Here is a 25,841-nt window from a genome sequence, read left to right on the forward strand (position 1 = left end):
GATAATGAAAAAATTAATATATAGCCTTATCGCATTATTGCTCACTGTTGGCACCACAAATGCACAGCTGATGAAGGGGAAGAAACAATTCTCCCGAGCCGATAGTTTACGTGGAACGCTAAGCTCACTGCGATCTTGCTATGATATTAATTATTATCACCTTGACGTTAAAGTAGATATCCCAAATAAGTTCATTAGTGGCAGTAACGAATTTAAGTTCACCGCCACCCAGGACTTCAAAAACCTGCAGTTCGACCTGTTCGCTAATTTAAAAGTAGAGAAGGTAGTTTTCCATGGAATAGAGCTTCCATTTAAACGGGAGTTTAATGCTGTATTTGTAACCTTTCCAACAACTATTAAAAAAGGGACAGATGAAAGCTTCACCGTATACTATTCCGGAAACCCGATAATCGCCAAAAATCCACCATGGGACGGGGGTTTTATTTTCAGCAAAGATAAATCGGGTAATCCGTGGGTATCTGTAGCCTGCCAGGGTTTGGGGGCTAGTTGCTGGTGGCCAAACAAAGACCATCAAAGCGATGAGGTAGACAGTATGCTGATCAGCATTAGCGTGCCAAAAGACCTACAAGAAATCTCGAATGGCAGATTGCGTAACACTGTAGAAATGCCTGACGGATATCTTCAGTACAACTGGTTTGTAGATAACCCCATCAACAATTACAATATAACCATGTATATCGGTAGATATTCCCACTGGATAGATGAATACGCAGGCGAAAAAGGAAAGCTCTCTTTAGATTTTTGGTCATTAAAAGAAGATAGCCCCCTTGCACGTCCGCACTGGGATGCTGATGTTAAACCAATGCTAAAATCTTTCGAGTATTGGTTTGGCCCTTACCCTTTTTATGAAGATGGCTATAAACTAGTCGAAGCCCCTTATCTTGGCATGGAACATCAAAGTGCAGTTGCTTATGGCAACAACTTTAAAATGGGATATCTGGGCAATGACCTATCCGGTTCGGGATGGGGATTAAAGTTTGATTTCATTACCGTTCACGAAAGCGGACATGAATGGTTCGGTAATAACATTACCACAAAAGATATTGCCGACATGTGGGTGCACGAAGCTTTCACCAATTACTCCGAAGCCCTATTTACCGAATCCATGTATGGAAAAGATGCAGCGTTAGCTTATGTAGTTGGCATAAGAAAAAACATTAAAAACGACATCCCCATCATAGGTAAGTACGGTGTTAACCAGGAAGGTTCCGGAGATATGTATTACAAAGGAGCAAACCTGATACACCTGATCAGACAGCTCATCAACGATGATGAAAAGTTTAGGGGCATATTGCGAGGATTAAATAAAACCTTTTACCATTCCACCGTAACTACTCATCAGATTGAAGATTATATAGCCAAACAAAGTGGATTAAAGTTAAACAAGATATTTGATCAGTACCTGCGCCATACCCATATCCCTGTACTTGAATATCAGATCACTAATGGCGTTCTTAAATACCGTTGGGTAGCCGACGTAAAGGATTTTGACATGCCGGTAAAAGTAACATTAAAACCAGACAGCTTCAATTTTATCACCCCTGCTACCCATTGGAAAACTATCGATATCGATAAATCCATCACCAATAGTACTTTTAAAATAGATCCGAATTTTTATATTGACACAAAACAAGTCAACTAAAATCGGGTATAGAAAGCAAGTTGAACCGCATTATTAATCGTATTCACGGAGCGCCCATCAATAAATTGATTTAAGTAGCCCACTTCCATATCAAAGCGCTTGCTAAATCGGTAACCGGCAGCACCATATGCCCTATTCTGATCAAACAACTTGCCGTTTAGCTTGTCTTTGTTTTGAACATTGAAAAACAATTCATTCTGTAATGCCACAAATGGTCCCTCAACAAACGGCTCTTTAGCTTCAGTAAGGGGAAGTACAAACCTGACAAAATACCGGAATCGTTGTGAAAAAATATCTTCTCCCGTAGTTTCTATAAAACGTTGCTCCAGTCTGAAACGATGCTGAACATAAACCGGTTTAATTTTATGAGTATATACATACTGTTCCCAGATGCGGTGCTCTGTCAAAGTATATTTGGCTATCCCGTTATTTTTTAAAAAGGTATTTGTCAACAAATAGCCAACAGTTGCATTGCTATTCTTATTGATATAATAGGTTACTCCGGGTCTGAAGAGAAAATTCCGAACCCCATCCCAATTATCTTCAGTCCTCAGCTGGACATCAAGATGTAATCCCCACTTGTCACTAAACTTTGTACTATTTAAAAACATCAGCCAGCCGGAGTTTTGATTTACATGCTGGGAAAAACCATTCAGAACAAGAAGAGAGAATAGAAAGGTAAAGGTTATCTGTTTCATATGTTTAGGATCGGGTCAAGCTGCTAAAATAGAAAACAAAAACAAAAAAGGAGGACTCCCATAAAGAAATCCTCCCTGTGTATATCAAGATATTACAATACTAGAACTGAAAACCAAGTATCGTATAATTTTCAATGTATTTAATATTTTGACTTGCGCCATCAATGTCATCTCTGCCTGTTGTATGGATTTTAGAAAGGTCAATATAACCAACCTTTGTGCTGTTCTGCAAATAAAGACCTTTAGTTATATAGAACTTGAAACCAAGCTTCGCAGAAACACCCCAGCCTGCTACATTCCAATAATTGTTCTTTCCTACTCCAAACAAATGGGCATCAGTTCTAGGCACCACTAAGCCTGCACCTATACCGGTTTCCATAGTTAATGAAGTACGTTGAGAACGAGGTACCCAGATATCATCGTATCTTTCCAGTTCAGCACTGGCATAGTTTAAACCATCTGTATGCTCAAATACAAGCATATCCGGTCCTACCTCTAGCATTTCACCATTATATACACCGGCATAACGACCTGTAGGAACAGCGGGACTAGAAACCATAGGATCTATGTGCCCATCAATCCTTACCTTTTGCGGAATATCCATCACATATTTCATGTGATCCCAGCCCAAAGAGATACTATAGTTATCTTTGATAAAATACCCAAAGTGAAAATTAAACTGCGGGATACTTATAGATTTTGGATCCAGATACTTCCAGCTTAATTTAGTTTGCCTATCTTGTGCTACAACATCCCTAAGGGTAAAATCATAGCCCGGACCTTTAAAATTGATATCGCTATTTGCATACCAGGAATGGTTATATCCCCAGGTCACAAAGAAATCTCCTTTTCTGGAGAAATTTCTCTTCACCTCATTACCGAAGATACTTTTACCAATTTTAGGTGCTGGTGCAGAAGGAGTAATTTCTTGTTGTGCACTTAATTTTTTTGAAAAAATTAATAAAAAAAAGAATAAGTAATGTCTTTTCATCAGTATAAATTTATATAAATCAAAAAAGACCCGCAATTGATACGGGCCTTTTCTTTATATTCATAAGACTAAACGCCTAATAATAATCTTGCAGGATCTTCAAGTAATTGTTTAACCCTAACCAAGAAGCCTACAGACTCTCTTCCATCAATAATTCTGTGGTCATAAGACAATGCCAAATACATCATCGGACGAACAACAACCTCACCTTTTTCAGCAATTGGGCGCTCAATGATATTGTGCATACCTAAAATGGCTGACTGAGGCGCATTGATGATTGGAGTAGACATCATTGATCCAAAAACTCCACCATTAGTGATCGTAAATGTACCACCTGTCATTTCTTCAATTGTCAATTTGCTATCGCGTGCTTTTGTAGCCAGTTCAATTACTGTTTTCTCAATCTGAGCAAGGCTCATGCTCTCTGCATTTCTGATGATAGGAACTACCAGACCTTTAGGTGCAGAAACAGCGATAGAGATATCAGCAAAATCGTTGTAAACAATAGACTCACCATCAATACGCGCATTTACTGCAGGGAAATCTTTCAACGCCTCGCATACGGCTTTAGTAAAGAAGCTCATAAAGCCTAAACCTACACCAAATTTCTCTTTAAACTGATCTTTATATTTTCCACGCAAATCCATGATTGGCTTCATGTTCACCTCATTAAATGTGGTTAACATAGCCGTTTCATTCTTAACAGCAACCAAACGTTTTGCTACTGTTTTACGCAATGGCGACATTTTTTCTTTGCGTTCGTTTCTTGAACCCGCAACAGGAGCAGCAACTGCAGCTTTAGGTGCCTCAGCTTTAGCAGCTGGTGCAGACTTCTGCGCATTCAATGCATCTTCTTTGGTAATTCTTCCATCAACACCTGTTCCTTTAACAGAAGCAGCACCAACACCTTTCTCAGCCAGAATTTTGCCAGCAGAAGGTGATGGAGTACCGGTAGCATAGCTTTCTCCTGATCTTTCGGCAACCGGAGCAGCAACTTTATCAGCCGCAGCAGCAGGTTTCTCTTCAACAGGAGCAGCTGCTGCAGCTTTTGGCGCAGCACCACCATCTTCAATTTTACAAACTACAGCACCTATAGCCAAAGTATCACCTTCAGCTGCTACTGTTTTTAAAGTTCCGGCTTGCTCTGCAGTTAATTCAAATGTTGCTTTATCAGACTCTAATTCTGCTATCACCTCATCCATTTCCACTACATCACCATCATTTTTCACCCAACGTGATAAAACAACTTCGGTTATCGACTCGCCTACTGGCGGAACTTTTATTTCTATACTCATAACAGTTGTATTATTTTTTCTAATCTACATTAAACACTTTACTCACAGACTTCTTAGCTATTTTTTCATCACGCTCTGTAACAGTCATCTCAAAAGCTTTTGCTAAAATGTAAGCTTGCTGATCTGCATGTTGTTTTGCATAACCTGTAGCTGTACTGCTGCTTTCTTTTCTCGAGATTACTTCGATGTCACTAAAGATTGTTCTTCTCAGTCTACGCAACAAATATGGCCATGCCCCCATGTTCTCTGGCTCTTCCTGAACCCATACTGCTTCCTTAGCATTTTTATATTTGCCATACACAGCTTCCATTTGCGCTAATGGCGTAGGATACAATTGCTCAACACGAACAACAGCTACATCCTTAATCTGATCTTTTTGCTGTTTCTCTAACAATTCGTAATAAATCTTACCACTGCAGAACAATACTCTCGTAACATCAGCAGCTTTTACATTATTATCTGCAATTACTTCCTGGAATTTACCATCTGTAAAGTCTGCCAAAGGCGAAATACACAACGGATGACGCAATAAACTCTTAGGTGTAAACACCACCAAAGGCTTTCTAAAATCACGTTTAAACTGTCTGCGTAAAGCATGGAAGAAGTTTGCAGGAGTAGTACAGTTGGTTACCTGCATATTGTAATCAGCACAAAGCTCCATAAAACGCTCAATCCTTGCAGACGAGTGCTCAGGTCCTTGTCCTTCATAACCGTGAGGTAGTAACATGACCAATCCGTTTTCACGCTGCCATTTGGTTTCCGCACTGGCGATATACTGATCTACAACAATTTGCGCACCATTAAAGAAGTCACCAAATTGAGCTTCCCAAATTGTTAATGCATTCGGGTTAGCCATGGCATAACCATACTCAAAACCCAAAACCCCATATTCAGACAAATGTGAATTGTAAATATCAAACGGCGCCTGTTGGTCAGAGATATTTGCCAACGGGATATATTCTTCTTCCGAATCTTCTAAAGTCAATACTGCATGACGGTGAGAGAAAGTACCACGCTCTACATCCTGTCCACTTAAACGTACTCTTTTTCCTTCTGCAAGTAAAGTACCATAAGCCAGCTGCTCACCCATAGCCCAATCAAATACATGGGTAGTGTTGGCCATCTTGCTGCGCTCATCAAAAAGTTTCTCAATTTTCTTAAAGAACTTTTTATCAGCTGGCAATGTGCTTATTCTTTTAGCGATCTCCAATAAAGTAGATTTCTTTACTGCAGTATTTGGCGAGCTTTCAAAATCTTTAGGCGTAGCGATACGCATATCAGACCATGCACCACCAAACTTCACATCCTGATAAGTAGAGGTAATGGCTTTCGCCTCATTTAAACGCTCCTGCAAAAGTCCACGGAATTCTTTCTCCATTTCTTTTGCAGCGCTCGCTTCAAGTGAACCCTCTTTTACCAATTGATCAATATAAATATCTCTTGTATTGGCGTGTTGCTCTATCGCTTTATACAGCAATGGCTGTGTAAATTTAGGCTCATCCGATTCGTTGTGCCCAAACCTGCGGTAACACAAAATATCGATGAATACATCATTTTTATATTTCTGACGATACTCCATAGCCAGGTTAATCGCATAAACCAAAGCCTCCACATCATCACCATTTACATGGAATACAGGAGACAAAGTTACTTTTGCAATATCTGTACAGTAAGTACTCGTACGTGCATCTTTAAAGTTAGTAGTAAAACCAATCTGGTTGTTAATGATCAGGTGAATAGTACCACCAGTTTTATAACCATCCAGGCCAGCCATCTGGATCACTTCGTAAACAATACCTTGTCCGGCAACAGAAGCATCACCATGAATCAAAATAGGTGCAATACGGGCATTATCCCCACCATATTTAAAATCAATTTTAGATCTGGTCATTCCTTCAACCACTCCATTCACTGTTTCCAGGTGAGAAGGGTTCGGGCAAAGACTCAGGTGGACACTCTTGCCATCATTTGTAGTTACATCCGTTGAGTAACCAAGGTGGTACTTAACATCACCTCCAAATGGAGATTCTGCACTGTAAGCTTTACCTTCAAACTCAGCAAAAATATCTTTATAAGATTTCTGCATGATATTGGCCAGAACGTTCAAACGCCCCCTGTGTGCCATACCAATCACAAACTCTTCAATACCAAGATCTGCACCTTTTTCGATTACCGAATCCAGGGCAGGAATTAATGCTTCAGCACCTTCTAATGAAAATCTTTTCTGACCAAGAAATTTGGTACCCAGGAAATTCTCGAAGCTAACTGCCTCATTAAGTTTTGTCAAAATACGTTTCTTCTCATCAATAGAGAAGCTTGGCGTATTACGTACGCTTTCCATTTTGTGCTCAATCCAGGAAAGAACTTCAGGTGTACGCACATATTTATACTCTGCACCTATCGAACGGCAATAAGTCTGTTTCAGAAAGGCGATAATATCACTTAATTTTGCTGCACCAATACCCAGCTCAACACTTGCATTAAAAACGGTATCCAGATCAGATTTGGCCAAACCAAAATTTTCAATATCCAGTGTAGGTAAATGCTGACGTCTTTCTCTTACCGGGTTAGTATGTGTAAACAAATGACCTCTCTGGCGATAGCCATTGATCATGTTTAACACATTAACTTCCTTTAAAAAGTGCTCCGGGGCTTCAGTGCTAACGGAAGCACCTGAAGAATCTCTTCCAAAATCAAAGCCTTCAAAAAATTTCTGCCAGCCAAATTCAACTGAATTTGCGTCTTCTTTATAAGATTGGTATAAGGACTCTACGTATTCGGCGTTTGCGCCATTGAGATAAGATAAATTATCCATTATGTTTAAGTATGCTATAAGTGAAGCAAAATTAGGATTTTACCTTATAAAACAGGCAATTTTCTTTATAATTCTTCAAGAAACCCTACCATAGCGCAAACATGCTTTAAACAGCTCAGCCGAACCTCCGTAAGAACATCAAATTCCGGGATTAAGCTGCCCGCAATAAGCAACGGAACATCAACATAATTAGTTAACTAAGCAAAAGAAGGGCTATCGGAAATAGCCATATCAAGAATTTTAATTTGCTTGTTCAGATCGAATCCATTTTTCGACTTGGTATCTTTATCTACACCGGCAACACTTGCCCAATTTCCCCAGTTACTGGCAGGTGCATAATCGATCAACTTTTCTTCAAAATAGGCAGCGCCACAGGTCCAGTGAACCCCTAACACATGAATAAGAAATGTAGCCACTAATAATCTACCCGGATGTGGAATAAAGCCCGTGTCATTCAGTTCCTTTATATACCTGTCAACAATTGAGTTCCCGGTATTACCTGATTTCCAGCTTTCCAAAGCAGGATCTATTTCTGCAGTTGCCTCAATAATGTCATTTTCCAGATCCTTTTCCTGAAAAAAGGCAATACCATGCTTTTTAAACATAAACCTGAAATAATCACGCCATAACAGCCCTAGAAGTATCTGATTAAAATTAGCATTACTTCCAAATTCACGCTCAGCATCTTTAACCTGCCAATATACCTTTCGTGGCGATAAACAACCTAAGGCCAACCATGCCGACAAATGAGAAGAGAAACCGGGCTTATCTGCAGTCGATTTACCATTTGGTTTCAGATAAATATCGGCGCCTTCTGCCAGCAGCAATTTCAAATGTTCCAATCCGGCATCTTCACCCCCAATAGCACCTTCAACACCGAAATTATTACCATTTTCCGCAAATCCCAAATCAGTTAATGAAGGGACTTCTCCCCAATGCTCATTTTCAACAAACGATATATCTTCAGGAGATAGGAAACAAGACTTTACAATGGCATCTCTTTCGGTTTTCTTTTTAAACTGTGCAAAAACATCCGGAATGTCCTTTATTGGAAAAGGAAGATCTTCTTTATTATATAAGGTATGACCTATAAAATGCTTAAGGTTGATTTTAAGTTCCCATAAGAGATCTTCAACACCATCCGAAATTAAGGTTTCTTCCGGTCCAACTTCACGGTGATGGTAAACCTCAGCAATATCAAATTGCTCCACCAGTGCTTTTATATGATCTTCAGGCTTCCCATGAATCAATAAAATATCACCACCCATTTTACGAAGAGTATTTCTTAAGGACAGTACACTCTCCACCAAAAACTGAGCCCTAAAAGCGCCAGTCTTAACTGTACCAAATCTGGTATTTTCAAAGTAACGTGGATCAAAGAAATAAACGGGTAAAATACTGTCCGATTTAGCAATTGCCTCAACTAACATTTCATTATCATGTAAGCGTAGATCGTTCCTAAACCAAACTAATATTTTTTTGTTCCTCATTAATTTCAAGACTAAACTTATACTGTAAATTTCAAAAATATGCCATTTTTTATCCTAAAACTAATATTACGGCAATCTTTACATAAGCAGAACAAAATATTTACTAAAAAAAGATAATTTAACAAACCAAATCACAGATCCATAGTTATACAATTACCATTAATACTTAATGCATCAAATAACAATACCTAAATAAGGCGCTAATTGTTTTAATTTCTTTATGCTGCATTAATCTAACCTAAAAACCCTCTGCAAATGAACAAGCGAATTTTGATAACCGGAGCAACGGGCATGATAGGTAAAAAACTAATCAACGCCCTGCGAGAATCAGGCCATACAGTGTCTATCCTCAGCAGAAAACAGAGAAACATTCCAGGTGTGCAAGTATTCCTATGGGATGTTTACAGTGGTCGGATTGATAAGGATTGTATGATTGGTATAGATACAGTTATCCATCTGGCCGGAGAAAATATTTCAAAATACCGATGGTCAAACAAACGTAAACAACAGATTATAGATAGCAGAGTATTGTCTACTCAGCTGCTTTACAAAGCCATTAAAGAGCACCATGCCGATGTTGACACTTTCATTGCCGCTTCTGCCTCGGGTTATTATGGCGATTGCGGAGATGAAATCCTTACAGAAGACAGTCCTGCCGGGTTTGGCTTTCTGGCTCAATGCTGCAAACAATGGGAAGACGCTGTTGACAAGGGTAAATACCTTGGACTAAGAATAGTAAAATTCAGAACCGGAATTATACTTGCAAAAGGCGAAGGCGCATTGACATCTTTCGAAAAACCGATTAAGTTCTTCCTTGGAGCACCCCTGGGTACAGGCAAACAATGGATTCCCTGGATCCACGTTGACGACGTCATATCAGCCTACAAAAATGCAGTAGAAAGTCCCTTAATGGCCGGTGCTTACAATGCCTGTGCCCCATTTCCGGTAACCAATGCCACCTTAACCAAGGCTATCGCCAGAAAGCTACTCCGCCCGGTCTGGCCTTTTAATATCCCAGAAAAAATCCTTAGAATACTTCTGGGAGAAATGAGCGAGGTGATATTTACCAGTTCCAACACTTCAGCCCAAAAGCTATTATCGGCAGATTTTAAATTTAAGTATACGCAACTTATGGATGCCTTATCAGATATTTACGGTTGAAAACACTTTTCATGAAAAAAGAAACAAGCATCTGCTGGTTACGCAGAGATTTAAGAATAGAAGACAATGCAGCATTATATCACGCCCTAAAGGGTGATTACCCTGTGCTATTGCTCTTTATATTCGACAAAAACATACTTTCAAAATTGCCAGCTAAGAATGATGCCCGTGTGACTTTTATTTATGACACACTTCAACAACTCAATTCTGAAATAAACCGCTACAATTCGACTATATTGATAAAATATGGAACTCCGGAACAGGTATGGGCGGAAGTACTCAATAGTTACACCGTTAAGGAAGTTTACACCAATCATGATTACGAACCTTATGCGCGCGAACGGGATGATGCATTAGCTGAATACCTCAGCTCCGAAAGTATTCCATTCAAAACTTTTAAAGATCAGGTCATTTTCGAAAAGAATGAAATCAGCAAAGCAGATGGGAAACCTTACACCGTATTTACTCCATACTTCCATCAGTGGCGGCAAAAGCTACAGCCCTTCTACCTCAAAGCCTACCCGGTATCGAAATATATAAACAACCTGCTTCCGGTAAAAACTGAAAACGACTTATCTCTTCAGGATTTAGGCTTTGGGCGTTCTGAGCAAATATTTCCTTCAAAAGATTTTGAAGCGAAGTTACAGGCTTATGAGGATAAAAGGGACTATCCCGCTCTGGATGCAACAACACATATAGGACTTCATCTCCGTTTTGGAACGATAAGCATACGTAAAGCAGCGCGAGAGGCATCCATGCAAAAAGCCGAAAAATGGTTATCGGAACTTGCATGGAGAGATTTCTATATGATGATCTTATGGCACTTTCCACACTCCGCCCATCAATCCTTTAAACCGGCATACGACAATATACGATGGATCAATAATGAAGCTGATTTTGAAAAATGGTGTACAGGAAACACAGGTTATCCACTGGTGGATGCGGGAATGCGTCAACTCAATAAAACGGGATACATGCACAATAGGGTAAGAATGGTGGTCGCTAGCTTTTTAACCAAACACCTTTTGATAGATTGGCGTTGGGGTGAAGCTTACTTTGCAGAAAAGCTATTAGATTACGATCAGGCAAGCAATGTTGGTGGCTGGCAATGGGCTTGTGGATGTGGCAATGATGCCGCGCCTTACTTTAGGGTGTTTAATCCAGAACTGCAAGCCAAAAAGTTCGATCCGAAAAATGAGTACATTCATCAATGGGTACCAGAGCTAAAACAACAAAAGCATGTCAAACCTATGGTCGAACATGCTTTTGCGAGAGAAAGAGCCCTAAAAGCATTTAAGGCCGCTCTACAGTAATATTCTTAATTGGTAATAGCGGTAATCTCCAAATCAAAATCAAGACATGAATTTGCCGGGATAGTGACATTTCCAGCGGCATCTCTTTGAACACTGGTTCCATAGCCTAAATCCGAAGGAATAATTAAACGTATCTTACCCCCAACACCCACTTTTCCAGGAAGAACTTTATACCACCCCGGAATCAGGTCACTCAAAAGCGCAGTATACCCATCTGTATTCGAATCAAATACCGTTCCGCTCAATAGCCTTCCTGTATACTTAACTGTCACAGTAGAAGTTGACTTTAAGTCGGCTTTACCCGTACCCTCTGCAGAAACAATATAACGAACCCTCGTTGGATCTACTACCGGTTGCAAGTTATTAGCAGCAACGAATTTGTTAATCAAAAAATTATCTACCTGATACTGATGAGCAAAATCAAGCAAAGCCAATTCAACTACAATTACCTCGTTCGACTCTATCCCCAAAGATGGAACTCCATTTTTACCAAATGCCATACTTGAAGGTAGAATAACCCTTGCAGTTCCTCCTTTTTTTAGCTTACCTAATGTAATCCTTACCGCAGGAAGCGTCCTGAAACTAAATCTGTCAGTATAACCTAAAAAAGTTCCCGGGATTTGATAATCACCGTTTTTAGTGATTGAAGTACCGTTTATATGCGTAAAATTATAGGTGTAATATACAGAATCTGAATTCAAAACCGAAGCACCTGTACCAGGAGTAATAATCTGATAATGATACCCTAAAGTATCCTTCACACCTGTAAGGTTATTATTTTTAATGTAATCTGCTATCGCACGGTTATCTACAGTTTCAATAGACTCGTACTCTTTTTTACAAGAATTGAATAGAACTAAAGAGCCTAACAAGGCAAAGGTATATAATGATAACTTTTTAATCATTTGGGTTTTTTATTTATAGAAACTATTGATAATGTAATATCTAATATTGAGTTTGGTGGAATTATAGGTGATGTTACTGCCCTGTTCTGATAGCCTAATGCAGATGGAATAATCATCCGGATTGATCCTCCAGGTCTTATCAGGCCAACACCTATTTGCCACCCTTTGATATAACCGGGAAGCATAAACTTAAAAGTACTGTCAACGCTTTTTGCCAGCAAAACCGTGTCCTTTAAAATTTTCAAAGTATAATTGCCATAAACAGTATCTGTATTTGTAATTTCATTTCCAGTACCCGGACTAATGATCTTGTAATACAAACCAGAACTATCTTTAGTAGCAGTAACAGCACTATCTAACAAATACTTTGCAATTATCGCGTCGTCAATATCCAGTTCTTTTTCGGCATCATAGGGCGGTTCTTTTTTGCAGGCAACAAAAGCTACCGCCAATAAAAAAAGCCCCAACAAAATACTGGTTTTTAACATAATTGACAAAAATAGTCTTTTATTGCTGATGGCGCAATTTTTAACCAATTTTAACAATTAGTGGTCAATTCAAAATTGGCAAAGGGGATAGGTTTGCAATAGAAATAATGACTTCATGGATATGAAAAAACAACCAAACACTAAAAAAAACATCCGATGATAAACATCATTGTCCTTACTAAATTTAATGCAAATCAACCCTATAATAGGAAGTAGAAAAAAAGTGCCAATGGCGACAAAAGAACTATCCTTGATTCTAATTGAAAGTGGAATATCTATTTTAAATATCCAATAAATCAATATTCCAAAGGAAACATAGCATAAAAACAGTGCTACAATATGTAATACATTGAATAAATATTTTTTCATTTTATTTTAGTTAAAAGGATCCTTGATGTCATCCTTGACAATCCCCTTCTTTTATATTGAAATTGATCTGATGATATTTATTGCCTGACGAGGCTTTTATACTATCAAACAATTGTTTAAAGTCTGTAGGGATATGTTTATCTTTTTTCTCAATTTCAATTTTTCTGGCTTCTTTAAAAATTAATGAATGATCATCATACCCCAAAAATACATCCGTACATTTTATTGAGACTTCGTTCAACTGTTTTATAAGTTCTTTTTTACCATTTACTTCAGCAAATAAAACCCCGTCATTTCGATTTTTTTTGAAGCTTATCATTAATAGACTTTTATTAACATGACTATTCTCAACAACAGTATCCAAAATTATGCGATCGTCTACTCTTAGTATTAATGGAATCTTTTCAAGGTAAGTCGCTCCAGAAGGATCAAAGTACACTTTAATTTGAGGCTCTACAGGTATACATCCTATATATAGAATACACGCTAACCAAAGTCCTAACTTATTTTTCATGATTAATTGTTTTTATTATATGTATTGTGCCATAATTAGTAATATCATTACCATTCCTAATTGTTCGAGTTGTTGTCTAGATCGAATCTCCATTCATATCAATATTCGATATTAGATTGTCTCCTGCATGCTGGTATTGACTAAAATCAGCATATTTTTCAGCCAGTCTATAAATTAGATTAAATCTTCCAATCACTAGATCATAAAACCTTGCCCGTAATCAAGCTAGCCCAGCTCTTAATACACTACTTGCTCTTAAAACTCCTCATGAATTGCTCGATAATTTAAAGTATTTTTTATTTGTATACATAAAGAAAAATAAAAATAATACGTCTAAAAAATTAACACCTGTGATTATTCCATTGGTAGATCTGAAGTTTAAAATTATTTCCCTCTTACCTATTCATTCTATTTTTGATAATAGTTAAATAATGTTCCTTTTTGTTCTGTAAGTTCCCATTTTTAAAAGTCAAATTATCTTTAGCAGAAGTAATAGTTAGAGGTTTTGTATTAATCGCACTAACAAAATTATAATTATCCCCACCAAAAAAATAAACGCTTTTAAAGAAAAAGAATTACCATAGACAGATTCTGCATCCTCCCAAATCACTTTTTTTTTAATCATATATATCAAAGAGGAAATAAAAAAAACTAAAAAGGCTAATATTACATATGTATTATCCAACTTCTTCTGACATATTTTTTTTTATCTTCATGTAAATCACTTCATAAACTTAACAACTGAATACTATGCAATTTTACCTAAGTTTGAACCTAATATACCACTTATGACAACGACTAAAAAGACCTCTTCAAAATATTCCGTTTCAATGGATTCCACAGCCTGGTTGATTACGGTACTGATGCTCTGCATATCCGCCTATTTTATATATGGCCAAATAAAAGAGTATCTATTCTCAGGAGAAACCAATTCAGTAATTATCGTGGCTGTTCTTACAGGTGTATTTCTAATATCATTGGCCATGAGGCCGATCTCTTACATTCTCACTGATGAAGAACTTATCATCAAAAGACTAGCGGGGAATATCAGAATTGCAAAAAATGAGATTCATTCTGTAGAGTCTCTGGACAATGGACGTTCTGGAACACTTATCCGGACATTTGGGATCGGTGGCTATTTTGGTTATTTCGGCAAATACTATAGTTCCAGCCTGGGATCATTGACGCTGTATGCAACTCGCAAAGACAAACGAATTCTGGTTACAACAAAAAGCGGAAAAAAGATTGTTCTTACACCCGATGATAGCGCTCTCGCAGCTGATTTAAAAAAGTAACAAACTGTACTGTGAAAAAAAGCCCGCAATCAGATTACGGGCCTTCCAGTTTTAATTATGAATCGTTTCTTTGATTTTAATAGCAATACTTATTAGCTGCGATCAATTGTTGTGCCACTTTTTGTCTGGCTTCTTTAACATTAAAAGGTTCCATTTTAGTAAATCTTTTCAAGCCAACCATCATCATACGCAACTCATCGCCCTCTGCAAAAGCCCATAAAGCTTCTTTACCCGCTTTCTGAACCGCATCTACAGCTTCAACAAAATAAATGCGCATCATATTCAGCTGACCTTCACAAGCTGCTTCTCCACGTAAACTCACCAGTTTCTCGGTCCTCAACATGGCCGACTCGGCTACATATACATAACCAGCCATATCTGCAATATTCATCAGTATCTCTTGTTCTTTCGACAAGCTCATCATCAGTTTCTGTACCGCAGCACCGGCAACCATTAATGTTGCTTTTTTCAGGTTCTTAATGATCTTTTTCTCAGCTGCAAAAAGCGCATCATCTTCTTCTCCAAAATCAGGGATCGACATCAATTCGGCAGCAACAGCAGTAGCAGGCGTCATCAAATCCAACTCCCCTTTCATTGCACGTTTCAACATCATATCCACAGTCAACAGCCTGTTGATCTCATTCGTCCCTTCAAAGATCCTATTGATCCGGGCATCGCGATAAGCCCGGTCCATTGGTGCTTCGGCAGAAAAGCCCATACCACCATAAACCTGAACCCCCTCATCAACCACGTAATCCAATACCTCAGAACCCCAGACCTTCAATATAGCACACTCTACAGCAAATTGCTCAGTTGACTTCAACTTTGCCTTACTCGCATCCATACCACCGGCAGCCAATGTTTCATAAGCATCGTCAATATTCTGACCTGCACGATAGTTTGCCGATTCAACAGCATAAACTTTAGTCGCCATTTCCGCAAGCTTATACCTTATCGCTCCATATTTAGAAATCTGACGATCAAACTGAATCCTTTCATTCGAATAATTCACCGCAGTATCAATGACAGCTTTCGATGCACCAATTGCAGCTGCAGCCAATTTAATCCGTCCAATATTCAAAATATTTACCGCTATCTTAAATCCATTCTGACGCTCAGAAAGCATATTCTCAACCGGCACCGGACAATCGTTAAAGAACACCTGCCTGGTTGATGAACCTTTAATACCCATCTTATGCTCTTCCGGGTTCATTGTGATACCCCCAAATGCACGCTCCACAATAAATGCAGTTAAATTTGCATCATCATCAATTTTCGCAAACACGATAAAAATATCAGCAAATCCGCCATTGGTAATCCACATTTTCTGACCATTGATCACATAATGTTTACCATCCGCAGATAACTTAGCTTTGGTTTTGCCCGAATTGGCATCCGATCCCGAATTGGGTTCTGTTAAGCAATAAGCCGCTTTCCATTCACCTGTTGCCAGCTTAGGGATATATTTATTCTTTTGTTCATCCGTTCCATAATACAAAATAGGTAAAGTACCAATTCCCGTATGGGCAGATAAAGCTACAGCAAAAGAATGACCGGCACCAATTACATCAGCAACCAGCATAGAAGTATTAAAGTTTTTTCCAAAACCACCATACACTTCAGGTATCGAAACCCCCAAAATGCCCAACTCACCGGCTTTATCCATCAATGACGGCATTAATCCTTCTTCCTGAGCGTCTATACGATCTAGGTTTGGGTAAACTTCCGCTGCTAAAAAGTCACGGCAAGTCTGTGCAATCATATTTTGCTCTTCATCAAATTCTTCAGGAATAAATACATCCTGATAAGTGGTTTCTGTAATCAAAAACTCGCCACCTTTAATTGTTTTTTTGTCTGTAGATTCCATGCTTTAGTCGTTAGTTTTTAGAGGTTAGCAGATAGATATTAGTATTTTGCAGTTAGAAGACACATGCTTTCTAAATACTAACATCTAGCTACTAACTACTTTTAAAATATTTCAAAAATACCGGCTGCACCTTGTCCTGTACCTACGCACATCGTCACCATCCCGTATTTCTGTTTTCTTCTTTTTAGTTCATTAAATAATTGCACCGACAACTTAGCCCCGGTACATCCCAGCGGATGTCCTAATGCAATCGCACCACCATTCACATTTAAAATATCGGTATTGATATGCAGATCCCTTACAACGGCCAGCGATTGAGAAGCAAAAGCTTCATTCAACTCAATCAGCTCTATCTGATCTAATGTCATTCCTGCCTGTTTTAGCGCTTTAGGAATTGCATATATTGGCCCAATTCCCATAATACGAGGTGGCACACCGGCAATTCCATAGCTCACCAAACGAGCTATTGGATCAACGCCCAATTCTTTCATTTTCTTCTCCGACACCACCAGTACAAAAGCAGCACCATCCGAAGTTTGCGAAGAGTTACCCGCCGTAATACAGCCATCCGCAGCAAAAACAGGCTTTAACTTAGCCAGTTTCTCTATAGAAGTATCTGCACGTGGTCCTTCATCCGTATCCACCACATAACTGCGGGTTTTCTTTTTCATATCCCCGTCCAGGTAATTTTCATTTACCGTAATTGGCAATACTCCCTCTTTTAAATGTCCATTTTTAATTGCAGCTACTGCCTTTTGGTGCGATTGATAAGAAAACAAATCCTGATCTTCCCTACTTACATTATATTCCTTCGCTACAGCCTCAGCAGTTAAACCCATCCCCCAGTACCAATCCGGGTTTGTCTTCGCTACATCGGTGTTCGGAACAATCTTCCATCCGCCAAAAGGCATACCCGACATTACTTCAACTCCACCTGCAATGATACAATCAGCCATGCCACTTTTAATTTTGGCAACAGCGGTAGCAATGGTTTCCAATCCTGAAGCACAGTATCTGTTTACCGTAACCCCCGGCACTTTATCCGTATCCAATCCCATCAACGAGATCATACGAGCTACATTTAATCCCTGCTCAGCCTCAGGAGTCGCATTTCCAACAATTACATCATCAATCTGTTCTTTATCCAGGTTAGGTACCGAAGCTACCAATGCTCTGATTACTTCAGCAGCCAAATCATCAGCCCTTGTAAAACGAAATACACCTCGTGGAGCCTTGCCCACTGCGGTTCGATACCCTGCTATAATATATGCTTCCATTCTTTTTGATTAATGATTAAGGAACAAGGATCAAAGACCAAGCGACTTAACCTATTTTATATTCTGATTAAAGACCTTTTTGTTGATTAAAAATCTTTTTTTGATTAAAGATCAAGGAACAAAGATCAAAGACAATACGCTCTTTGCTCCTTCATCCTGGTTCCTGGCTCCTTCATCCTTGCTCTTAATTCCTCAACGGTTTCCCTTTAGTTACAATGCTCTGTATCCGTTCTAAAGTCTTCCGCTCACCACAAAGCGACAAGAAAACTTCTCTTTCCAGATCCAGTAAATATTGCTCTGTTACCTCTGTTGGTGATGAAAGATCGCCTCCGCACATTACCCAACCCAACTTCTCAGAAATCTTTTTATCATGCTCAGAAATATAATGACCGGAATACATGGTATTCGCCCCGGCATAAACAATTCCTAAGCCCTGCTTACCTAAAACTTTAATGTCTTTACGCCTTACCGGTTGTGTATATCCCGCATCAGCTAACTCAATTGCTTTAGCCTTTGCATCAGCGATCAACCTGCTTCGGTTCATACTGATCGAATATTTACCTTTTTGCAAATATCCCAACTCAAAAGCCTCTACCGCAGAAGTAGAAACTTTAGCCATACCTATGGTCAGGAAACGATCCTTCAGCGTATTTTGTACAATCTGATCTTCCCTATACTCATCCGATGCACGCAGCGCGAATTCCTTTGTACCGCCTCCACCAGGGATTACACCTACACCAAACTCAACCAATCCCATATAAGTTTCCGCGTTCAGCTGCACATGATCGGCATGTAAGCTAAACTCACAACCTCCGCCCAATGTTAAATTATGCGGAGCTACAACTACCGGAACAGACGAATACCTAATCCTCATAGAAGTGTTCTGGAACATTCTGATCGCCAGATTCAACTCCTCCCATTCCTGCTCAACAGCCATCATAAAAATCATCCCTACATTAGCCCCTGCCGAGAAATTTGCTCCGTCATTGCCAATCACTACCCCTCTATAATCCTTTTCAGCCATATCAATGGCTTTATTTATCGCCTGTAAAGTATCACCGCCAATCGTATTCATTTTAGAGTGAAACTCTACGTTGATGATACCATCACCCAAATCAATAATAGAAGCTCCGGAGTTTTTCCAGATTACTTTATTAGCTCTCAGGTTATCCAGAATAATAAATTCTTTAGCACCCGGTACCGCTTTATAGCTTTTAGAAGGAATATCATAATATTTCTTCAGCCCATCCTCAATCTTATAAAACGAAGTATTTCCAGCAGCAAGCATTTCATGAACCCAGGCAGCAGCCTCATGTCCATATTTTTTCATGCCTTCAATCGCTTCAATAACACCAACAGCGTCCCAAACCTCAAACGGACCTAAATCCCATCCAAAACCGGCACGCATGGCATCGTCAATTCTATACAGTTCATCAGAAATCTCAGGGATACGATCAGACACATATTCAAACAAACCAAAGAAAGAAGCCCTGAACAACTCTCCGGCTTTATCCTTTCCGGCCGCAAACACCTTCATTCTGTCGCGCACATTTTCAATCGGCTTAGTCAAATCCAGCGTAGCCGATTTCACTTTCACCTGCGGACGGTATTCCAGCGTTTTTAAATCCAACGCCAATATTTCTGTTTTGCCTTCGGCAGTCTTTGTTTTTTTATAAAACCCTTGTCCCGTTTTATCACCCAGCCATTTATTGGCTTCCATCTTTTCTACATAAGCAGGAAGCTTAAACAAATCGTGTGCTTTATCATCCGGACAATTATCATAAAGGCCTTTAGCCACCTTAATCATGGTATCCAAACCGACCACATCTGTAGTACGGAAAGTTGCCGACTTTGGTCTTCCCAAGGCAGGTCCGGTATATTTATCAACCTCCTCAACCGTAAGGTCCATTTTCTCTACCAAATGCAATAGGGCCATTATCGAATAAACACCTACCCTATTCGCAATAAATGCAGGAGTATCTTTACATAAAACCGTTGTTTTACCTAAAAATTTATCTCCATAATGCATCAGAAAATCTACCAATTCCGGCTTAGTATACGGTGTTGGTATAATCTCAAGCAACCTCAGATAACGAGGCGGATTAAAAAAATGTGTTCCGCAGAAATTCGCCTTAAAATCTTCTGAACGCCCTTCAGCCATCAAATGAATTGGTATACCAGAGGTATTTGAAGTAAGCAACGTTCCTGGCTTGCGAAACTGTTCTACCTGTTCAAAAACTTTTTTCTTGATGTCCAGATTCTCAATAACAACCTCAATGATCCAGTCGTAACCGGCAATTTTAGACATATCATCTTCAAAATTCCCTGTCGAAATTTTAGTCAGAACCTTTTTCGAATAAACGGGCGAAGGGTTAGTCTTTACAGCATTTTGCAATGCCCAGTTTACGATGCTGTTTTTATCTTCCTCTTTCGCTGCAATATCCAGCAAAAGTACTTCTACCCCAATGTTTGCAAAGTGACAAGCAATACGGGAACCCATAATACCAGAGCCCAGTACCGCTACTCTATTTATCTTTTTGTTCATCATGTTCAACGGGAATTTTATATGCCAATGTAAGTTTGTTCAATTTCTGCAGGGCTGCCAGGAGGTTATTCTTCTCAGCTAAACTCAGGTTTTCGCCCAGGTATTCGTTAAAAGCAATCACCACATCTTTGGCCATACGTCTCTTTTCATAACCAAGTTCGGTCAGATAAACTTTTACCGAACGCCTGTCGCCCGAAGAAGTTTCTCTATATATTAACCCCAATTCTTCCATATTGTTTAGCATTCTTGACAAGCTGGTTGCCTTCACTCCCAGCAGGCCAGCCAACTGAGAAACAGCAGTCCCTTCCTTATCAATATTAATAAGCACATAACCAATGGCTTGTGTAATTCCAAATCCCGAAGCAATCTGATTGTATGTGTTAGATACATTCTGCCAAACTACTTTCAAAAAATAATCAATTGTTTCCTGTTGTTTCATCAAATACTATGCTTGCATAACAAAGCTATTGAATTAAAATCTATAATCCAAGTACAAATATTCATTTTTTTCATTATAAAAAAAGCCTCCCTAAATAAATAGAGAGGCTTTTTAAACCAAATACCGTTTTGGACTAGAATAAGAGTGAATTAATAGGCTGCTCCATACCGTAACCTGTAGTAGCATAATTCAGTACAATACTACCAACCAAGAGCCTTATCATCACCTCGTTTATCTGCTCCCCCCTGGTAATATCCCCATTTGGTTTTCAATATAGCATCTACCCTTCCAATAGGACCACGCTCCAAAATAGGGTAACCTTTATTGATCAAGTTGAGGGTTGTTATACTATCCAGAGCTCCTTTTTCCACATAAACGGTATCCGGTAACCATTGATGATGAAACCTTTTCGCATTCACCGCACTCTGCATACTTTTATCAAATTCGATAACATTAACCATCGTTTGAAAAACAGAAGTAATAATGGTAGAGCCCCCCGGAGTACCTACAACCATGAACAGTTTACCATCTTTTTCGACTATAGTTGGCGTCATAGAACTCAACATACGCTTACCCGGTGCAATTGCGTTTGCTTCTCCACCTACTAAACCATACATATTTGGCGCGCCGGGCTTTACCGAAAAATCATCCATTTCATTATTCAATAAAAAGCCACCGCCTTTTACAACCACTGCCGATCCATACGATCCATTTAAGGTGGTGGTTACAGACACGGCGTTGCCCTCCCTGTCTACAATAGAAAAATGAGTGGTCTCCTCATGCTCAACACCCGTCAACACTCCGGCCTTAATTTCCGAGCTTGGCGTAGCATGAGACCAGTTAAAGCCAGCCATTCTACTTTTAATGTAAGCAGCATTTAATAACTGCGCTTGTGGTACTTTATAAAAATCAGGATCACCAAGATAGGTAGCCCTGTCAGCATACACCCTACGTTCAGCCTCAACAACCAGCTGTACTGTTGAGTCGGCATTTAATCCCCACCTTTTTAAAGGGAAAGGCTCCACTAATTTCAGCAGCTGAATTAAAGCAATACCGCCACTTGATGGTGGAGGCATAGTTATAATACGATAAGCCTTATAATTGCCAACAATAGGTTTACGCCATATAGCTTTATAATTTTTTAAATCTTCGGCGCTGATAATTCCTCCACCACGCTTCATTTCGGCCAGTAAACTATCCGCTACCTGTCCTTCATAAAATCCTGCATGACCCTTATCCCTTATCTGCTCTAAAGTTGCTGCAAGTTCTGACTGAACCAGTACATCACCTTCCAACCATTCAGTTTCCTTTACAAGCGCTGTACCATTGGGATTATACTTTACAAACCTTTCCTTCTGCTTATTCAACTCGTCGGCTTGTCGCTCGCTGATCTTAAATCCATTTTTGGCCAATGCAATTGCCGGCTCAATCAACTCTGCCCATTTCAGCTTCCCATATTTTTGATGCGCAGCCACCATTCCAGCTACCGATCCCGGAACCCCAGAAGCCAAATGCCCATCCAGACTTTTATCTACAACAGGGTTACCCTCTGAATCCAAGTACATATCTCTGGAAGCCTTTTCAGGGGCCTTTTCACGAAAATCAAGCGTGTTTATTTCTGCGGATGCAGAACGGTAAACCATAAAGCCACCGCCACCGATATTTCCGGCATTTGGATATACAACAGCCAGGGCAAACTGTACTGCAACAGCCGCATCAATGGCATTTCCTCCTTTTTTTAAAATGTTTAATCCAACCTGAGAAGCCTTTTCATTGGCCGAAACCACCATCCCATTACGGTATTCGGCACTATTGTCCTGACCAAGCTGTCCACCCACACAGCCAGAAAAAACGGCTGTTACCCATACTGCGGTAGCTGCCGCAATGAAACTTTTAAGCTTTATAATTTTCTGCATCTATATAGATTTTATCTATTATCACTGCATTTTTCTCCAGGATAACCTTTCTCTTCAAACTCAATTTTGGCGTTAACTCTCCACCATCAATACTCCATTGTTTAGGCAGCAGGGCAAACCGTTTTACCTGCTCCCATTTCCCAAAATCTTTGCCTGTATATTCAACGATCTGGTTAAACTTTTCTATCACCTGCGCATTTTTTACCATTTCCTCATCTGTAGTATACTTGATCCCCTTTTTGGCAGCCCATGTTTTGAGCGCCACAAAATTAGGTACAATCAATGCCGATGGAAATTTACGGTTTTCGCCCAGAACCATTACCTGTTCTACCAGTGCCGTTTCCTTAAATTTATTTTCTATAATTTGTGGAGCTACATATTTACCCCCCGCAGTTTTAAATATTTCTTTTTTCCGGTCTGTAATTTTAAGGAACCTTCCCCCTACAATTTCACCAATATCACCGGTATGGAACCAGCCCTCATTATCTATCGTTTCAGCAGTTAGGTCATCACGCAAATAATAACCTTTCATAATGGCATGGCCCCTTGCTAAAACCTCGCCGTCTTCAGCAATTTTAATTTCCATTCCCTTGATAGCTGGCCCAACTGTTCCAAACATCGTATTGTCCAAATGGTTCACCGTAATTACGGGTGATGTTTCTGTTAAACCATACCCTTCAAAAACAGGCATTCCTGCTGCCCAAAAAACACGTGCAAGGCGAGGGTTTAATGCTGCTCCACCTGAAATGATCACCACGATGTTTCCACCCAGGGCTTCCTGCCATTTTTTAAATACCAGTTTACGGGCAATCCCCAGTTTAAAATTATAAAACCAGCTGTTCCTGGTTTCAAATTTTTCGGCAAGTGCTACCGACCAGAAAAAGATGCCCCTTTTAATTCCGGTAAGGGCTTTACCTTTTTCCATAATCTTCTCATAAACCTTTTCCAGCAATCGCGGAACGGTAGAGAAAGCATTTGGTTTTACAAATTGTATATCAGCAACAATGGTGTCCATGCTCTCGGCGTAGTATACACCTACTCCGGAGTACATGTACAGGTAGACTACCATACGCTCAAAAATATGCGACAACGGTAAAAAACTTAGCGCCTTTTCAAGTCCGGGGGGTAAAAGTACTGCCGAATTTTCGAAATTCTTGACCAGGTTATCATGGGTTAACATTACCCCTTTGGGTGTTCCCGTTGTTCCTGATGTATAAATCAAGGTCAAAATATCTTCCGGTTTCACTTCATCCCTATAGGCACCTAAATGTAACTCTGTTAATCCTTCACCAGCTTTTAATAATAGGCTCCAATGGTCTACACCCGCTATTTCATCAAATGTGTAAATTTTAACCGGCGACTTTAATTCTTTATTTACAGCCTGCAACTTCTTATAGATAGCTTCATCAGCAGCAAAAACCATTGTCACCTCAGCATTTTCCAGAATAAACTTAACATCGTGTTCTGCTAATGTCGGATACAGCGGAATTTGGTAGGCCCCAATTTGACTAATCGCAAAATCAGTCATATTCCATTCAGGCCTGTTGTGCGACATCACAGCAACCCTTGATGCTTTCCCGATGCCAATACTGATCAATCCTTTACTTAACAGATCAACCTTCCGACAAAAATTTTGGGTGCTGTGTTTTACCCACTCTCCCTTTATTTTACCGCTAATAAATTCTTCTTTAGGAAAGTTCTCTAAGTTGTATTGTAGTAAATCAAATACTCTAGTAACCATTGCAGCCATATATGATCAGCTTAATTAAAGATTCGGTTAAATGATTATGCTTCGATAGATTCTTTCGCACAACCCTTGCTTCCCAAACTTAACTAAAAATAATTAATATTTAATGATCTCTGTTTAGCTGAAAAATGCAATTGGACAAGTTTTAGGTAAGCGTTGAATAAGGGTTGGTTAAGCCTGGGGGTATTCCAAGGCTTAACCAACCCTTACCCAATGCTTACTCAAAGCTTACCCAAACTCCTTCAAAATCACACCCTGTCCTATACTTTAGAACAATTAGAACGCCACAATCAAAACAATACATTTTATTACAATATTTTTTCATAATAACATTTTGATATTTTATAAAGAAAATGTTGAGTTATTAAATTACATTGATTATATTACAGTAATAATAAATCGAACTGTTAACCACCCAAAAATAAATCGCCAATGAAATAAAGAAACAACAATAACAGATCCTACTTCTTAAATGAGGTATTAATTCAGAGTCTCGATCACTAAATTCTCACAATCGCAACCAACGAGACAATAGGTTAATGCCCATGACAAATATTGTTGTACTTTTGACAGTGCACTATAGTGTTATGGGTTCTATTGTAAATCCGTTTGGTAAGGCTGTGAGAGGCCTCGTGATGCGGTATATAGAGCTCGCTATAGTGCATATTCGTTTTATCTGATAAACTAACCCGCTATAGTTTTCTATAAATCCCTTATTGAGACTCATTTTTTGAAAATAAAAAATGAGCATATGTATTCAACCGATCAATTTTTACACAAAAGACCATCAGGAACTAAAGCTGAACTTAACGAGTTCGTAAAAGCCACATTAAAAGATTTTTTTGAGACCTATCCGCTTGATGAAAGCCTTGAAAATCTTTGGTTAATGATCAAACAAAGTTTCTACACCAAGAGATTCGTATTAACTAATTCCGAGCGTGCCAATCTGATTGCTTATTACGAAACGCTGCATACTGTAATCCTGGCCGCCAGTATCATTAATGATGAATTAAAAAGACCATCTTAATTGGTTTTTAATTCGTACAAATTCAT

The 25,841-nt window shown here is 39.2% G+C and carries 19 protein-coding genes; 5 read left to right on the plus strand and 14 right to left on the minus strand.

The window, feature by feature from the left end; genetic code table 11:
- Positions 1-4 precede the first annotated feature (4 nt).
- Positions 5-1,663 (plus strand): M1 family metallopeptidase, encoded by a 1,659-nt coding sequence (locus P0Y49_18680; GenBank protein WEK18805.1) that lies wholly within the window; start codon positions 5-7, stop codon positions 1,661-1,663.
- On the opposite strand, the gene P0Y49_18685 is transcribed toward P0Y49_18680, so the two are convergent.
- From P0Y49_18685 to P0Y49_18705, 5 genes are all read right to left on the minus strand, one after another.
- Complete coding sequence (locus tag P0Y49_18685) at positions 1,660-2,361, minus strand: DUF2490 domain-containing protein (protein WEK18806.1); 702 nt, start codon at positions 2,359-2,361, stop codon at positions 1,660-1,662. The two genes, P0Y49_18680 and P0Y49_18685, sit on opposite strands and share 4 nt — an antisense overlap.
- A gap of 100 nt (positions 2,362-2,461) precedes the next feature.
- Entirely contained in the window at positions 2,462-3,352 is an 891-nt protein-coding gene (locus tag P0Y49_18690; GenBank protein ID WEK18807.1) for a hypothetical protein, read from the minus strand.
- 68 nt (positions 3,353-3,420) lie between these two features.
- Positions 3,421-4,647 (minus strand): 2-oxoglutarate dehydrogenase complex dihydrolipoyllysine-residue succinyltransferase, encoded by a 1,227-nt coding sequence (gene odhB / locus P0Y49_18695; GenBank protein WEK18808.1) that lies wholly within the window; start codon positions 4,645-4,647, stop codon positions 3,421-3,423.
- A 19-nt stretch (positions 4,648-4,666) separates the two neighbouring features.
- On the minus strand, positions 4,667-7,462 hold the full coding sequence (locus P0Y49_18700; protein WEK18809.1) for a 2-oxoglutarate dehydrogenase E1 component: 2,796 nt from the start codon (positions 7,460-7,462) through the stop codon (positions 4,667-4,669).
- 197 nt (positions 7,463-7,659) lie between these two features.
- Entirely contained in the window at positions 7,660-8,952 is a 1,293-nt protein-coding gene (locus P0Y49_18705; GenBank protein WEK18810.1) for a DASH family cryptochrome, read from the minus strand.
- A gap of 255 nt (positions 8,953-9,207) precedes the next feature.
- Between P0Y49_18705 and P0Y49_18710 the strand changes: the two genes are divergently transcribed.
- Both P0Y49_18710 and P0Y49_18715 read left to right on the plus strand, forming a co-directional pair.
- Positions 9,208-10,113, plus strand: coding sequence for a TIGR01777 family oxidoreductase (locus tag P0Y49_18710; GenBank protein ID WEK18811.1), 906 nt, complete (start codon positions 9,208-9,210; stop codon positions 10,111-10,113).
- A gap of 11 nt (positions 10,114-10,124) precedes the next feature.
- Complete coding sequence (locus P0Y49_18715) at positions 10,125-11,426, plus strand: deoxyribodipyrimidine photo-lyase (GenBank protein ID WEK18812.1); 1,302 nt, start codon at positions 10,125-10,127, stop codon at positions 11,424-11,426.
- A 5-nt stretch (positions 11,427-11,431) separates the two neighbouring features.
- On the opposite strand, the gene P0Y49_18720 is transcribed toward P0Y49_18715, so the two are convergent.
- From P0Y49_18720 to P0Y49_18730, 3 genes are all read right to left on the minus strand, one after another.
- On the minus strand, positions 11,432-12,331 hold the full coding sequence (locus P0Y49_18720) for an FKBP-type peptidyl-prolyl cis-trans isomerase (GenBank protein ID WEK18813.1): 900 nt from the start codon (positions 12,329-12,331) through the stop codon (positions 11,432-11,434).
- The gene (locus P0Y49_18725; protein ID WEK18814.1) at positions 12,328-12,819 is read right to left on the minus strand and encodes an FKBP-type peptidyl-prolyl cis-trans isomerase; all 492 of its coding nucleotides are present in this window, start codon (positions 12,817-12,819) and stop codon (positions 12,328-12,330) included. Before P0Y49_18725 ends, P0Y49_18720 begins: the two co-directional genes overlap by 4 nt.
- A gap of 397 nt (positions 12,820-13,216) precedes the next feature.
- Positions 13,217-13,702, minus strand: coding sequence for a hypothetical protein (locus P0Y49_18730; protein WEK18815.1), 486 nt, complete (start codon positions 13,700-13,702; stop codon positions 13,217-13,219).
- A 788-nt stretch (positions 13,703-14,490) separates the two neighbouring features.
- Here P0Y49_18730 and P0Y49_18735 point away from each other — a divergent pair.
- Complete coding sequence (locus P0Y49_18735; protein ID WEK18816.1) at positions 14,491-14,997, plus strand: PH domain-containing protein; 507 nt, start codon at positions 14,491-14,493, stop codon at positions 14,995-14,997.
- Positions 14,998-15,073: 76 nt separating this feature from the next.
- Here P0Y49_18735 and P0Y49_18740 read toward each other — a convergent pair whose 3' ends face one another.
- The 6 genes from P0Y49_18740 to P0Y49_18765 all read right to left on the minus strand — a co-directional run bounded on the left by P0Y49_18740 (position 15,074) and on the right by P0Y49_18765 (position 24,791).
- Positions 15,074-16,864 (minus strand): acyl-CoA dehydrogenase family protein, encoded by a 1,791-nt coding sequence (locus P0Y49_18740; protein WEK18817.1) that lies wholly within the window; start codon positions 16,862-16,864, stop codon positions 15,074-15,076.
- Between the two features lie 101 nt (positions 16,865-16,965).
- Complete coding sequence (locus P0Y49_18745) at positions 16,966-18,141, minus strand: acetyl-CoA C-acyltransferase (GenBank protein WEK18818.1); 1,176 nt, start codon at positions 18,139-18,141, stop codon at positions 16,966-16,968.
- 184 nt (positions 18,142-18,325) lie between these two features.
- Positions 18,326-20,686: a 3-hydroxyacyl-CoA dehydrogenase/enoyl-CoA hydratase family protein gene (locus tag P0Y49_18750; GenBank protein ID WEK21812.1), complete on the minus strand. Its 2,361-nt coding sequence runs from the start codon at positions 20,684-20,686 to the stop codon at positions 18,326-18,328.
- The gene (locus tag P0Y49_18755; protein ID WEK18819.1) at positions 20,667-21,125 is read right to left on the minus strand and encodes a MarR family transcriptional regulator; all 459 of its coding nucleotides are present in this window, start codon (positions 21,123-21,125) and stop codon (positions 20,667-20,669) included. Before P0Y49_18755 ends, P0Y49_18750 begins: the two co-directional genes overlap by 20 nt.
- 200 nt (positions 21,126-21,325) lie before the next feature.
- Positions 21,326-23,041, minus strand: a complete 1,716-nt coding sequence (gene ggt, locus P0Y49_18760; GenBank protein ID WEK18820.1) for a gamma-glutamyltransferase — start codon at positions 23,039-23,041, stop codon at positions 21,326-21,328.
- Positions 23,019-24,791 carry a long-chain fatty acid--CoA ligase gene (locus tag P0Y49_18765; protein ID WEK18821.1) on the minus strand — a complete coding sequence of 591 codons (1,773 nt, stop codon included), beginning with the start codon at positions 24,789-24,791 and terminating at the stop codon, positions 23,019-23,021. The genes ggt and P0Y49_18765 overlap by 23 nt, the downstream gene beginning before the upstream one ends.
- A 748-nt stretch (positions 24,792-25,539) precedes the next feature.
- Between P0Y49_18765 and P0Y49_18770 the strand changes: the two genes are divergently transcribed.
- Positions 25,540-25,815 carry a hypothetical protein gene (locus P0Y49_18770; GenBank protein ID WEK18822.1) on the plus strand — a complete coding sequence of 92 codons (276 nt, stop codon included), beginning with the start codon at positions 25,540-25,542 and terminating at the stop codon, positions 25,813-25,815.
- The last annotated feature ends 26 nt before the right edge of the window (positions 25,816-25,841 follow it).

The sequence above is a fragment of the Candidatus Pedobacter colombiensis genome (assembly GCA_029202485.1).
GTDB lineage: Bacteria > Bacteroidota > Bacteroidia > Sphingobacteriales > Sphingobacteriaceae > Pedobacter > Pedobacter colombiensis.

Coding starts and splice junctions, on each gene's coding strand:
- P0Y49_18765 (WEK18821.1), bottom strand. CDS start 24,791: ATGGCTGCAATGGTTACTAGAGTATTTGATTTACTACAATACAACTTA.
- P0Y49_18690 (WEK18807.1), bottom strand. CDS start 3,352: ATGAAAAGACATTACTTATTCTTTTTTTTATTAATTTTTTCAAAAAAA.
- P0Y49_18720 (WEK18813.1), bottom strand. CDS start 12,331: ATGATTAAAAAGTTATCATTATATACCTTTGCCTTGTTAGGCTCTTTA.
- P0Y49_18725 (WEK18814.1), bottom strand. CDS start 12,819: ATGTTAAAAACCAGTATTTTGTTGGGGCTTTTTTTATTGGCGGTAGCT.
- P0Y49_18750 (WEK21812.1), bottom strand. CDS start 20,686: ATGAACAAAAAGATAAATAGAGTAGCGGTACTGGGCTCTGGTATTATG.
- ggt (WEK18820.1), bottom strand. CDS start 23,041: ATGCAGAAAATTATAAAGCTTAAAAGTTTCATTGCGGCAGCTACCGCA.
- P0Y49_18755 (WEK18819.1), bottom strand. CDS start 21,125: ATGAAACAACAGGAAACAATTGATTATTTTTTGAAAGTAGTTTGGCAG.
- P0Y49_18735 (WEK18816.1), top strand. CDS start 14,491: ATGACAACGACTAAAAAGACCTCTTCAAAATATTCCGTTTCAATGGAT.
- P0Y49_18700 (WEK18809.1), bottom strand. CDS start 7,462: ATGGATAATTTATCTTATCTCAATGGCGCAAACGCCGAATACGTAGAG.
- P0Y49_18715 (WEK18812.1), top strand. CDS start 10,125: ATGAAAAAAGAAACAAGCATCTGCTGGTTACGCAGAGATTTAAGAATA.
- P0Y49_18685 (WEK18806.1), bottom strand. CDS start 2,361: ATGAAACAGATAACCTTTACCTTTCTATTCTCTCTTCTTGTTCTGAAT.
- P0Y49_18740 (WEK18817.1), bottom strand. CDS start 16,864: ATGGAATCTACAGACAAAAAAACAATTAAAGGTGGCGAGTTTTTGATT.
- P0Y49_18730 (WEK18815.1), bottom strand. CDS start 13,702: ATGAAAAATAAGTTAGGACTTTGGTTAGCGTGTATTCTATATATAGGA.
- P0Y49_18710 (WEK18811.1), top strand. CDS start 9,208: ATGAACAAGCGAATTTTGATAACCGGAGCAACGGGCATGATAGGTAAA.
- P0Y49_18770 (WEK18822.1), top strand. CDS start 25,540: ATGTATTCAACCGATCAATTTTTACACAAAAGACCATCAGGAACTAAA.
- P0Y49_18705 (WEK18810.1), bottom strand. CDS start 8,952: ATGAGGAACAAAAAAATATTAGTTTGGTTTAGGAACGATCTACGCTTA.
- P0Y49_18745 (WEK18818.1), bottom strand. CDS start 18,141: ATGGAAGCATATATTATAGCAGGGTATCGAACCGCAGTGGGCAAGGCT.
- odhB (WEK18808.1), bottom strand. CDS start 4,647: ATGAGTATAGAAATAAAAGTTCCGCCAGTAGGCGAGTCGATAACCGAA.
- P0Y49_18680 (WEK18805.1), top strand. CDS start 5: ATGAAAAAATTAATATATAGCCTTATCGCATTATTGCTCACTGTTGGC.